This is a genomic window from Dyella sp. RRB7, assembly GCF_022761115.1.
GTDB lineage: Bacteria > Pseudomonadota > Gammaproteobacteria > Xanthomonadales > Rhodanobacteraceae > Dyella.
In genome coordinates, this window is the sequence record NZ_JAKWJS010000001.1 from 727,948 (window position 1) to 740,155 (window position 12,208).

The following is a 12,208-nucleotide window of genomic DNA, read 5'->3' on the forward strand; positions in this document are numbered from 1 at the left end:
CCGTGTAATGACCCAGTGATTTCCTGCTCAGGTGTTACTTTGAGAGAGGAACACTGATGAGCAACGTGATGGACGAAGAGATCAAGCGGTGGACGGCCCGACGCAAGTCGTCGCTGGTGTTCGACATCATCCAGGGAAAAACGACCGTGGCGCAGGCAAGCCGCCAGTTCGACCTGCCTCCCTCGGAGATCGAGAGCTGGGTCGATGATGGCAAGCGCGGCATGGAGAATGCGTTGCGCACCAAGCCCGAAGATGTGCGCGAACAGTACGAGCGGCAGCTGAAGGAACTGCAAGAAGCCTACGGCGAGGCCATGTTGGAACTTCGCGCACGAAAAGATTGGCGTCCCTGTTGGGCAAGGACGAGACGTGATGCTCTCGATCCAGCAGGGACTGCGCAAGGAGGGCGTGGAGGTGGCGCTGGCCAAGTTGTGTCGATGGTTTGGCGTGTCGCGACGGACGATCTACTACCGACCAGTGAAGGCCGCGCCGAAAGTTCGCGCCGAACGGGCCGAACCGGTGAAGGCGCCGATCGAACAGGAGCCGTCGTTTGGCTATCGCACGGTGGCGTGGTTGTTGGGTATGAACAAGAACACGGTGCAGCGCCTCTTTCAGCTCAAGGGCTGGCAGGTGCGCAAACGCCCGATCGGGCAGCGCCCACGGATCGAAGCCTTGCCCTCGGTGGCCAAGGCGCCGGATGAGCGTTGGTCAACGGACCAATGCCGCATCTGGGCGGGCCGTGACGGCTGGCTGACTCTGGCGCTGGTGATGGGCTGCCATACGCGTCAGCTGCTTGGCTGGCACCTATCGCGCAGTGCCAAGTCCAAGACCGCCGAAGCGGCGCTGGAACAAGCCCTGATCAGTCGCTTGGGTAGCCTAGGCCGCGTGCGAGAGCCCTTTCTGCTTCGCTCCGATAACGGGTTGGTCTTTACCAGCCGCAGCTACACCGCGCTGGTGCGCAGCTACGGCTTGAAACAAGAGTTCATCACGCCGCACTGCCCGCAACAAAACGGCATGGTCGAGCGCCTGATTCGGACGCTCAAAGAGCAATGCGTCCATCGCCATCGCTTTGAAACCCAGCAACACGCTAGCCGTGTGATCGGTGACTGGGTCGCGTTTTACAACCACCGCAGACCGCACCAGGCGCTCGGTATGAAAACACCTGCCCAGGCGTATGCTTTAGCGGCCTGACCTGCGCAGGAAGTGCTGGGTCATTACAGGTGTCCACCGTCAACATCATGATAAAAAGGGGCGCCGGCGTCCGTGGAGATCGTCAGATAGACCCTAGTGGACATGCGTTCCTCTGCCGTCGTGACGGGGCAGTGGCGCCGACGCAGTCTGCGTTCACACCGTTCAGCCATCAATACGGCGATTGGACGATGCAGACCTGTAACAAGGTGCTCAGACACGAGGGGCCGGGTCCTGCTTTGAGCGGTGCATCGTCCAGGTGCGGATTCCGATCTGGGTTGACCACTATTCCGGAGGCGTCTGAACTCGGTGCTCGTGTTGCCCACCGGACTAGTCATTCGCTGCGGGAGGCTTTCGCGCTCGACTGCGCCTATTTCGCAAGCAAGGCATTCCCGGAGTTGAGCCCGGGCATCTGGCTATTGCACCCACGCCAGGCGATGCAACTGTGCCATGGCCACGGGGTCATCCAGCAGCCTGATGCGCTGCAGTTCGGAAAGCTCGGCACTTTTCTCGGAGGCTAGTTCGACCAGTGCTTTGCGGGCCTCAATGTTGGGCGGCGCATTCCGGTGGCGAGCCCCCGCCATCACGCAGACCAGCGCATTGATTGCAGGGTCGGTGACAGCGGCGTCGAAATCAGGGGTTTCATCCTCGTGATGGCGTGCGGCCAGCGTGTAGGCGTGTGTCGCGACGAGCTCTTTCGGCGGCCTCGTTTCCTCAGGAGTACGGAAGAGGCCCACGGCGAGCGATTTCCGGCCTATGTCCACGCGGCTCGTCAGTGCCGACAGTGGGATGGCGAGCAGCCAGGCAGCCAGAATGGGGGCCATCCACCACAGGCATAGCGGATTGAGCCAGCCCACCAGGCCGGCCCACGCCAGCCCCAGCAACGTCTGGGAAGCATGGCGGCGAATCGCCTCGCCCCAGGGGGTGTGGTTCGCGTCGCGCTGTGGCGAAATCCAGCGCGCTTTCAAACCAAACAGCACGGCGGTGATGAAGCGTGTATGGAAGATCATGCGTACCGGCGCGAGTAGCATCGAGAACAGCATTTCGCACAGCATGCTCAGGACGACCTTGAAGCGTCCGCCATGGTCCTGCGGGTCACGCAAACAGACAAGAAGGACGCTCAGGACCTTCGGCAGCAATAGCAGCACGAAGGTCGACGACAACAGTGCAATTGCCTTGCCTGGATGCCACTGCGGCCAGACTGGGAATAACTGATGTGGCTCGACGAAGTACTGTGGCTCGATCAGCGTATGCACGGCCAGTAGGACCGTGGCCAGTACGAGGAGCAGGAACCACAACGGCGCCGAAAGATACGACATGACGCCGATAAGAAACACAGCGCGGTGTGCTGGATGGAAGCCGTCGGTCAGGAATAGGCGGAAGTTCATCAAGTTACCATGGCACCAACGCTGGTCCCGCTTCAGTTCGTCGAGTAAGTTGGGCGGAAGCTCTTCGTAGCTCCCTGGTAGGTCGTATGCGATCCATACGCCCCAACCCGCGCGGCGCATCAGCGCAGCTTCGACGAAGTCGTGGGACAGGATGGTGCCGGCGAAGGCCCCTTTGCCCGGCAACGGTGCCAGGATGCAGTGCTGCATGAATGGTCGAAGTCGGATGATCGCGTTATGGCCCCAATAATGGGATTCGCCCAGCTGCCAGAAATGCAGGCCAGCCGTGAATAGCGGGCCATAGACACGTGTCGCGAATTGCTGGATCCGAGCGTAGAGGGTCTGCATGCCCATCGCGAACGGCGCGCTTTGGATGATGCCCGCCGCGGGATGGATTTCCATAAGCTGCACCAGCGACTTCAGGCAGGCCCCGGTCATCACGCTATCGGCGTCAAGCACCACCATATAGCGGTATTTCGCGCCCCAGCGGCGGCAAAAATCGTCAATGTTGCCGCTCTTTCGTTTCACGCGACGGCGACGGTGGCGATAGAAGAGGCGCCCGAAGCCATCGACGGTACTGCACAGCTCCATCCAGGCCTGTTGTTCCGCCACGCAGATGTCGGCTTGGTCGCTGTCACTGAGCACGAAAACGTCGAAGTGCCTAAGCGAGTCGGTACGCGCCAGTGACTCATAGGTCGCTCGCAAGCCGGCAAACACGCGTCCTACGTCTTCGTTGCAGATCGGCATGACCAATGCGCAACGTATGTCGGCAGACAGCGGTGCATCGGGGAGGCCGCGCGCCGAGATACTGTAGCGGTCGTGCCCAACCATGATCTGCACGAAGCCCATCGCGGCCGTCCAGAAGCCGGATGAGATCCAGCAGAACAGCAGCGCGAACAGAATCAGGATCAACACTTCAAGCGGTTCGGCGCCATGGTAGGGCAGTACATCCTGCATATACGCCGTGGCGATCACCGTCTGAAGGCCGACAGCGAACACCAGGGCGAGCCGCCGCCAGTTAGTGGTGTGCCAGCGCGTCCTGCGATGGCGGAGGGCGGCGGGAGGCCGACGAGCGGTGCGTAGCCGGCGCCACGCGCGCAGCAAGGGATTGGGTTCCCAAGGGGTTGCGGCCAGCGGAGTGCGGGCTAGCGGTGGTACAGCGGCGATTTTGGCACCAGCGGCATCGCTGCGGAGCACGCCGGCTGCCGCGCAGGCGGCGCCATAGCCAAGCATCAGGCGCCGGCCGACAGAGGCCGCCGAGGGCTCGGCGACGGCATGCTGCCACGGCTGGCCCAACGTCTCGTGCAGCGCTGCCCATGGCTCATTGCCGCTCGCGATTCGCACTTCTACGCCATGCTCCAGCGCGGATTGCTCGCCCTTGGTCGACGGCAACCGTTGTAGATAGCGTTGCAGCAAACTGTCGGGTCTATTTTGCATCGACTTCATTGGCGGGAAGCCGATAAGACCAGGTTTCCGACAGCGCGATTCGCCCGCTAGTCAGCGTTGCCCGCATTTCAACTGGCTTGGATACATCCTTGACTTTGACGCGCAGCATCAGGCGGTGCTCACCCGTGGCCTCGTTGGCGCGCACCCAATGCTCGATGATTTCGCCGTTGTCATCGCACCAGGTATCTGCGCTGACAGTCGCGTTCGGCGGCAGATGCGCGAACGAAGGGCCGGCGAAGTCGATGATGAAGCTTATGCTGTCGTCGCCGCGACGGACCAGGTCAGGGCCTTTGAGCTCACCGCCGGAACGGCGCGTCTGGGTCACCCACGCGAGTGGAGTCGTATGGGTGCTCGGCTCGTCGAGCGTCCAAGTCATCCGGTATTGGATATCGAGCGGTGTCCCGCGGCTGGGCTGCGCGTCAGGGACCCAGAATGCCACGATGTTGTCGTTGGTTTCGTCCGGTGTGGGAATCTCGATCAGCTGTACGTCGCCCTTGCCCCAGTTGCCGATGGGTTCAATCCATAGGCTCGGACGCTTTTCGTAACGGTCGTCGAGATCCTCGTAGTGACCGAAGTCGCGCGTGCGCTGCAACAACCCGAAACCGCGCGGATTCTCCATCTGGAATGTGCTGATGCTCAGCCTCTTCGGGTTGTTCAGCGGGCGCCACACCCATTCGTCCAGGCCTGTGTGGATCGCCAGGCCCTCGGAATCGTGTATTTCTGGCCGATAATTGTGCGTCGGCGACGGCTGGTTCGCACCGTACAAGAACATGCTGGTGAGCGGCGCGATGCCCAAGCGTCTAACCTTTGCCCGCAAGTAGATGCGTGCATGGACATCGACGATCGTATCGACGCCTGGCCGGATCACGAAGCGATAGGCGCCGACCGCGCGTGGTGAATCGAGCAGCGCATAGATTTCCAGTTCGCGTGCGCTCTTGCTCGGCTTGACGATCCAGTACTCGCGAAAGGCGGGAAATTCCTCGCCAATAGGCAAGGCCGTATCGATGGCCAGGCCACGCGCCGATAGTCCATAGATCTGCCCTCGGCCGATCACGCGGAAGTAGCTCGCCCCCAGAAATGACGCCAGCTCGTCATCAGGCTTGAGCGCAGAGTTTACTGGGTACAGCACCTTGAAGCCGGCGAAACCAAGGTCCTTGAGCAGATCGATGTTGACCTGCAGGCTGCCATAGTCGAAATCGGCAGGATCGAACTGGAGTGGATGCGCCTGGCCGTACTCATCGATCTCATTGATGGCTACCGGCGTATCGAACTGCATGCCCTGATGGTAAAAGGCAAGCCGGAACAGCAGGCCATCATCGCGCCAGTGATCATGGCCGGCGCGCAACTGTATGTTCTGGTAGCCGGCATACGTCAGATCGCGCAGCTCTTGGGGAAGGTTGGACACCGGCGGCCTGTAACTTTGCGCTGCCAAGCTGCGCGCAATATCCGCCACATCGAAGAACGAGAAGCCACTGGCCGATGAACGGTTGAGACTGGACTTGGCGGTATCAACCGCAGGCGACTTCGTGGGAGCTGTGTCCGTTGTGGGCGTACTTGGCGTGGGAGATGACGGCTGCTCGCAGGACACTCCCCCGAAGAGCATGGCAACGAATGCAAGAAGCCATGCACTGCAGTAGCTAACGCGGCGGATGACGGATGCGCACACGATTCAGGGCCTTTGCGAAATCTGTAACTGGCGCGGCAAGTTGCAGGTTTCAGGACGGTCGGCAAATTGCCGCCTTTGTAGTCTAGGCGCTTTGGCCGGGGAGTTGCATCGCGAGTTGGCGCTCGATAGGGCAAGCAGGACTGCTTTGGTTAAGCTGGATGCTCGCGCGTGCTGGCCGACAATGCTGGGCGTTCTAGGGCGGGGGCGAAATGGACCAAACTAGCCCTTGGTCTTCAAGATTGTTGAATTTGAGAAACAATGCTGCTTGCTTCTCAGTCTCTACCGATGTCGATGCAACAGCGGCCAAGCGTGTCACCCCTTCGGGCTTCCTCGCGCAGAACCTATGAGTTGCGTTGAGCGATAGCCACCAGCATGGCCGGTGGCTATCTATCTTGGGTTTTAAGCGGGGACGCGGGCTTGGCTTATTTTTTCGGACTAGCCGTGGCGCTTGATGAAGTCGCTGACGACTTGGAAGTATTTCTCTTCCTGCTCGATTTCAATGAGCTCGCCTGCGTCTTCGAAAATTACCAGTTCGGCACCGGGTACGGCATGGGCGATCTCTTCGGAGAGCGGTAATGGCGTGCAAAAATTACGGTTGCCACACACGACCAGCGTTGGCTGCCGGATTTCTCCAAGCCGCGCGAGCGCATCGTGGGATGCAACCATGTCGATGCGTTTTAGGGCTATTTCAAGGTCTTCGGGTTGAGTCGAGTGCGCTGCCGCTTGTTCAATCCATGATTCCAGTTTTTTGGGATTCTCCCGTATGTATCGCGGAGAGAACAGAAAAAGCGAGGATCCCTCGACGACGCTGCGCCGATCCCACTCAGAGACCATTTTGCGCCGGATCTTGAACTCAATCTGGGTGAAGGTGTCGAAACGCGCAAAGGTCGACGAGAGTGTAAGACTGCGCACCGTATGGGGGTGGCTCAAAGCCATGTACTGCGCAATCGCGCCGCCCGTCGATGCACCTACCACGTGCATGGGGCCGCAAGCGAGGTGTTCGATCAATGACGCCATGTCTGCGGCCAGTTGCTGGGTCGTATGTCCTTCCAGCGTGTGCGTAGACCGGCCAGTGCCACGATGGTCCGGCACCACCACGTAAAAATCCTTCGCGAAGTGAGGCACCTGGGAGTTCCAGCTCTTTCCTATGCCGCCCAGGCCGGTTATCAGCATTACCGGGGGATGGGCCGGGTTCCCGAAGGTCTCGTAGTAAAGCGAGATACCGTTTGTGTCGAATGTAGCCATGCCTTTCACCTCTCCAATCATATTTCCGTGATGAAAACGCCAGATCGTTATATTTTTCGATCTCGCAATGGTCACTGAATCGTTTTGGCTGCGGCCTATCCGGCCGTGCCTGTGCCACATGCGGGTGTATCGGGGCCGTGCAGGTCTGTCCGCCAGTGCTTGCTAGATCAACGCGTCAGTGGCCGGCATTGGCCGCTCCGTTGTGCGATGGCGGCTATCCGTTGACCCTTTGGGCATTTGGTGTCATTAAACCCACAATGTAAGTAAGTACATACATATATCCTAGGTTTGATAACGAACCAATGCAAGTCGCCCAGCAGTCGAGCTGGTTAGGGGGTGAATAGCGTTGGCGGCATCGTTAGATACCGCCTCGGAAATTTCCTCCCAAATATTTCGGCTCGTCAGAGAGCCACCTCCGGCCATTCAACCTTGACGATCGCTGCGTGTAGCTTCGTCAACGGCATGTCTTTCTTATAGACCCGGCGACTTGTCCCCTGTCCTTCATGGCCAGTCAGTTCGTCGATGATCGGCTCCGATACATCTGCGGCATAGAGCTTGGTGGTCATGCCGTGCCGAAACGAGTGGTAGTCCAGGGCTTTCTCATAGAGAACAATGTGGGAACACCGTCGTCGTTCGACCGGCATCCCGCCGGCCTCGGGACGAGCCCCATAGGCCTTGAAACTCTCGTGCAGAGCCAAAAAAACAAAAAGGCCCCGCCGAAGCGGAGCCTTGATGTGGCTGGGAGACTAGGACCCCCACCTCAGTGTCCAAACCCCTTATGGCGTAAGGGATTCTTCCGATTGAACTTTCTGACATAAGTGTCCAAAGAAGTGTCCACTTTATAAGATGCCCACTCATGGGTTCAATCCCGACCTGGATCACAAAAATGTGACGCCCATCTCGTTTACAGCCCACCATCAACGCCCATACCGGCAAAAAGAGTCGACTGCGCTAAGACACAATCAATGGGAGCGAACAGCCATGAGGGCCATGAGAACCGGGTTACCCGAACTCATATTCTCTGCGACAGAAAGAGGGACTGTGATGGAGTCCATCCCTGAGCCGCTAGATCGGCTCGCGCCAACCATTCTTTGATTCGCCGATTCGGAGGAACGGATTTTCCCCAGTACTCCTGAAATAGCGCATCGTCCATCCGATACGCAGCGGCAATCATTTCACCTTCAATGAGCTTAATAGCCCGCTCGATGTATAGGCCGCCTTCATCATCATTGTCCGGATTGGCAACGCTTCCTGCACTAAATAGATCTCTTGCCTGATGACATAGGACGCCATGATAGGTCAAAAGATAAAGAACTACGTCGTCGTACTTATTTCGTGACCGACCGGATGCAACTATCTGGGGACAGAGCAGTACCGCTTCGGCCCTTAACTTCGTTTTTTCATCCAAGGGCAACTTGGTGTACAACCGCGCCTGTATGGGTAATGAGTGCACCTCATTTGGCGAATCCTCAAGCCACCAAAGTCGCTCACCGGGCCTCAACCGCCCGCGCGCATACTTCCGGATGTACTCCATTTTTTCGTGCATCTCGGAGGTGCGGAACTTATCGTAGGTGACTCCCATCTGAGTGAATAACGATTCCTCTGCCTCGATATCCACCTCAAATCTTGGAACGTGAGAGGTACGAACATGCATCACGCATTTTTCGTACTCACCCCATCGCACCTCAGGTACCCCACCCATTTTTCCGAATACTACGTATACCTTCTTTACGTTCTGTATTCGGTTTGTCTCCAGCACACTATTTGCGACGCTCCTCCATGAATCGGCGGTCGTAAACTTGACTTCAATCCCCGCCCCAGTCCCTTTGATTTCTATATCAGGAAATGCTTGAGCTGCAGGGTCGTAGTCGATTGCATTCTTGCCGAAGAACTCGGCAGCAGCTTCACGCACCCGTTGCTCAAACTCCTTTGCATCCGTAAAACTCCTTGACCGGGCTTCAGACGTAAGAAGCTCTACGATCTTATCCAGGTTCCTTTCAACGCTGTTAGCTTGCATCCCTACTTGTGCGCACAGCGCACCTCCCGACCTAAAGATCGGGCCAGCTTAAGCCTGCAAAGATCTTTTCGTCCAGTAGCCTCAGCCTTATTTAAGGCATGCGGCTACCGACTTGGCCACGTGCCAAGCCAAGACCGGCGGCACTGCGTTACCTACTTGCCTTTCGGTCTCTCGTAGTTTCGATTCAAAAATGAAGTTGTCAGGGAATGACTGGATACGTGCCGCCTCACGCATGGAAATGCGGCGATCGGCTTCATAATGCCATTGGATATTCCCGTGGCATTCGGCCCTAATCGTATACCCAACGCGGTCTGCAATTAGACGTCTATCTCCTTGTTCCGGACTTCGACTGGCCTTGCTCCAGATGTGGTTGATGCGTTCGTCCTCATCAAGATGAGCAAGCTCATCAAGCGCTTGGCTGGCAGTTACAAAGTTCTTCTTATCATGAGTGGCTTGCGGAACCGAAAAACTTTTCACGCCAGGAGCAGTTCCAACGATGATCACCCTCTCGCGAGATTGCGGCACACCATAGCGGGCAGCGTTATACAGGTGATACGAAACATCGTATCCGAGACTCCTAAAATCGCTAAGAACCTTCTTCAGAGCCTTAGCATGATGCTTCATCAAAAGCCCCTTGACGTTCTCCGCAATGAAGACCTTGGGCTTCGTCCGCGCAACGGTCTCCACCATGGCGCGATACAGACCAGATCTCTTACCCGATAGGCCAGCGCCAAGCCCATTGACGGAGATGTCCTGGCACGGGAATCCACCTATCACGACATCTGCAGACTTTGGCAAGTGATCCATCATTTGCCAGATGTCCCCCTCGTGGATGTGCGCACCGATATTCCTCTTATAGGTGCGACATGCAGCAGGATTGAGTTCATTGGCCCATACGATAGAGAACGGGAGCTGAGCATAGCTGTTGCCCAGGAATGAAAACCCACCTTTGAATCCAAGGTCCATTCCACCGCAACCCGAGAAGAGCGATACGACGGTAAAACTCTTCGCACGTGAGGCCTTTGCCTGCGGCCGGGGCTGTGCCCGCTGGGCCTGGGATGAAGTGTTCGAGCTAGTTGCACCCGCGCTGGTGGTTCCATCAAATGCCACGGCGCCTCTCCTAATTATTCTTAGTTCTGTGATTCTGAAAAATATCTTGCTGCTTACTACCACCAAACCGCCCTTTCATCGAACCACCTCGGGGTTTGTTGGAGTCAATCTCTATACGCTGGACCACTGCCTTGAAGTCAAGCCCGTTTTCAGCCATTTCACCCATCAACGTGGCAATGATGGCCAAGTGAGATGGGACATCTCCTTGACGCGAGTAGTTCGTGATCGAGTTAGGCGTCTGTTTGATCAGCAGCGCAAAATCTTTCACCGTCAAACCCGCCTTTCCAAGTTGCCGCCTGAACTCGTCGTACGTCATGCATAAAGCATAACAATATCATGTGCGACCCACATAGTGCTATAAGCATAATACATTAAATTATGTTTTTAACACATTATTTAATGTGTCTTCCAGCAAGCCACCACAATAGCCGAATCCAATCTCACGGTCTGCGCTTTAATGTTGACTCGTCTAGCCGCCCGTCATCGACGCCCCGGATCTTCGCAAGCTGAATAGGTCCACGCATGCAAGAGAGATAGACCTGTGGATCGACTTTCTTCCGAACAACGCAGCAAGCACATGTCGCTGATCAGGTCCAAAGACACAAAGCCTGAGAGGAAAGTACGGTCGACCCTCCATGCACTTGGCTACCGTTTCAGACTGCACAACAAGGAGCTCCCTGGAAAGCCAGACTTGGTATTCCGTGCGCGCAAGAAAGTCATCTTCGTTCATGGCTGCTTTTGGCATGGACACGGATGCAGAGGGGAGCACTACAACCCAAAATCAAACACAGAGTATTGGGTTGCGAAAATTGAACGGAACCGTCAGCGTGATAGACAGACAGCGGCTCTCCTAAGGAGACTAGGATGGGGTGTAGCTACCGTATGGGAATGCCAGCTACGAAGGGAGAACTCATGGTTACGACGGATTCAACGATTTCTCGAACATTGACCTAAGAACACACCACCTCCGCGTACGAACCATTCCAAGGGCGGAAGCCATAAGTTCGGGACAATAGTTCCCATTTCTGCTTTTCAGGCTCTTGGAATGGGTCCCGTTTCCTTGGTTTCCAACCAAAACAGTTCTCCCCCATTCGCCCGGTCCTTCGGTGCATTGCAAGTTTTTCAACTTCTGCCAGCACGCGTCCCAAGACCTGGAAAAGCGCATGCTCTCTTTCATTTGAACCTGCGCGGCGCTTTCGCGCCTTGCCTCCCCCCCAATACCTAGACCCCCCAAGGGGTCGTCGGTGCGCCGTTCGGTTTTCATCGTTCGCGCTGTAGCGCTCACTCTTTCAAACCTTCGGACGCCTATTCCGGCTGGGATTGAAAAGCTCACTACCGCTTAGCGCGGTAGCGGCTTTATTGGGGCGTGCTCGCCCCATGCCTACTGCTGGCATTTGGATGACCTGTTTCCTCCACGGGATTGACCGTAGGAGCCCAACAACAATGGCGCTTGCTGTTGAGTAGGGGGATTCATGGTGCATCTTTTCGCCACCACTGCTCCGGGTTCCCCCGTCCACCTTTTGGGTGGGTGTCTCTCCGGTGCCGGCTTGCCCCATTCAGTGATGTCTCACCCTTGGTTTGTCGCGGTCCTACAACGCACACGCTACCCAAGTTCCGGCGCTGTTGCCCACAGAACAATGAACACATCATGCAGCGTCACTGGTTCAGATGGCTGCCAGTGAGAATCGAGTCGGGATCTACTTACGCCTTCGACCGAAGCCAAAAACTATAGTCTCCTGGACGCATAGCACTGACCAGCAAACATCGAACAAACTCATCTTGTCCAATGTCGTCATCTACGAATAACAGTTTTTCGAAACCTGTCAATCCTTCGCCATCTTGCCAACGTCTCGATGTTTGCTATGTGTAGGAAAAAGGCAACGGAGTAACAACATGACCGAGCTTGACCTAATCATTAAAGAGCTTCAGGAAGAGATGGAATTTTCCCGCGACATACAAAGGCAAACGGCACAAGACAGGGAAATCCAACTTGGTTTCCAGATGACGGCGATTCTTGAGAGGCTCCACGCTAGACGAGATGCCATGCAACGCCAAGGTGAAGAATCAGCCGGTGGGAAAGGTGGCTCAACGAAACTGACACCTAATCCAAGGAGCCTATCGAAGTGAAAACTTCTGGCCAAGCGAATTGACGAC

Annotated in this window: 10 protein-coding genes and 1 pseudogene; 4 read left to right on the plus strand and 7 right to left on the minus strand. The window is 56.8% G+C overall.

Annotated elements, in window-relative coordinates; translation table 11 throughout:
- Positions 1 to 56 precede the first annotated feature (56 nt).
- Both MJ606_RS18370 and MJ606_RS03375 read left to right on the plus strand, forming a co-directional pair.
- A pseudogene (locus MJ606_RS18370) lies at positions 57 to 370 on the plus strand (DUF1153 domain-containing protein).
- Complete coding sequence (locus tag MJ606_RS03375; protein ID WP_243047990.1) at positions 370 to 1,188, plus strand: IS3 family transposase; 819 nt, start codon at positions 370 to 372, stop codon at positions 1,186 to 1,188. The pseudogene MJ606_RS18370 and the gene MJ606_RS03375 overlap by 1 nt, the downstream one beginning before the upstream one ends.
- Positions 1,189 to 1,601: 413 nt before the next feature.
- Here the strand turns inward: MJ606_RS03375 and mdoH are convergent, their stop codons facing one another.
- The 7 genes from mdoH to MJ606_RS03410 all read right to left on the minus strand — a co-directional run bounded on the left by mdoH (position 1,602) and on the right by MJ606_RS03410 (position 10,370).
- Entirely contained in the window at positions 1,602 to 4,016 is a 2,415-nt protein-coding gene (gene mdoH, locus MJ606_RS03380; RefSeq protein WP_243047991.1) for a glucans biosynthesis glucosyltransferase MdoH, read from the minus strand.
- Positions 3,997 to 5,619 (minus strand): glucan biosynthesis protein G, encoded by a 1,623-nt coding sequence (locus MJ606_RS03385; protein ID WP_343214788.1) that lies wholly within the window; start codon positions 5,617 to 5,619, stop codon positions 3,997 to 3,999. Before MJ606_RS03385 ends, mdoH begins: the two co-directional genes overlap by 20 nt.
- A 498-nt stretch (positions 5,620 to 6,117) precedes the next feature.
- Positions 6,118 to 6,927 (minus strand): alpha/beta fold hydrolase, encoded by an 810-nt coding sequence (locus tag MJ606_RS03390; RefSeq protein ID WP_243047992.1) that lies wholly within the window; start codon positions 6,925 to 6,927, stop codon positions 6,118 to 6,120.
- A 401-nt stretch (positions 6,928 to 7,328) separates the two neighbouring features.
- Entirely contained in the window at positions 7,329 to 7,493 is a 165-nt protein-coding gene (locus tag MJ606_RS03395) for a hypothetical protein (protein ID WP_243047993.1), read from the minus strand.
- A 446-nt stretch (positions 7,494 to 7,939) separates the two neighbouring features.
- Positions 7,940 to 8,944 (minus strand): hypothetical protein, encoded by a 1,005-nt coding sequence (locus tag MJ606_RS03400; protein ID WP_243047994.1) that lies wholly within the window; start codon positions 8,942 to 8,944, stop codon positions 7,940 to 7,942.
- Positions 8,945 to 9,031: 87 nt separating this feature from the next.
- Positions 9,032 to 10,054 (minus strand): DNA cytosine methyltransferase, encoded by a 1,023-nt coding sequence (locus tag MJ606_RS03405; protein WP_243047995.1) that lies wholly within the window; start codon positions 10,052 to 10,054, stop codon positions 9,032 to 9,034.
- A gap of 10 nt (positions 10,055 to 10,064) precedes the next feature.
- Positions 10,065 to 10,370, minus strand: a complete 306-nt coding sequence (locus MJ606_RS03410; RefSeq protein WP_243047996.1) for a hypothetical protein — start codon at positions 10,368 to 10,370, stop codon at positions 10,065 to 10,067.
- Positions 10,371 to 10,595: 225 nt separating this feature from the next.
- On the opposite strand from MJ606_RS03410, the gene MJ606_RS03415 reads away from it, so the two are divergent.
- Positions 10,596 to 11,003, plus strand: coding sequence for a very short patch repair endonuclease (locus MJ606_RS03415; protein ID WP_343214789.1), 408 nt, complete (start codon positions 10,596 to 10,598; stop codon positions 11,001 to 11,003).
- 944 nt (positions 11,004 to 11,947) lie between these two features.
- Positions 11,948 to 12,181: a hypothetical protein gene (locus MJ606_RS03420; protein WP_243047998.1), complete on the plus strand. Its 234-nt coding sequence runs from the start codon at positions 11,948 to 11,950 to the stop codon at positions 12,179 to 12,181.
- The last annotated feature ends 27 nt before the right edge of the window (positions 12,182 to 12,208 follow it).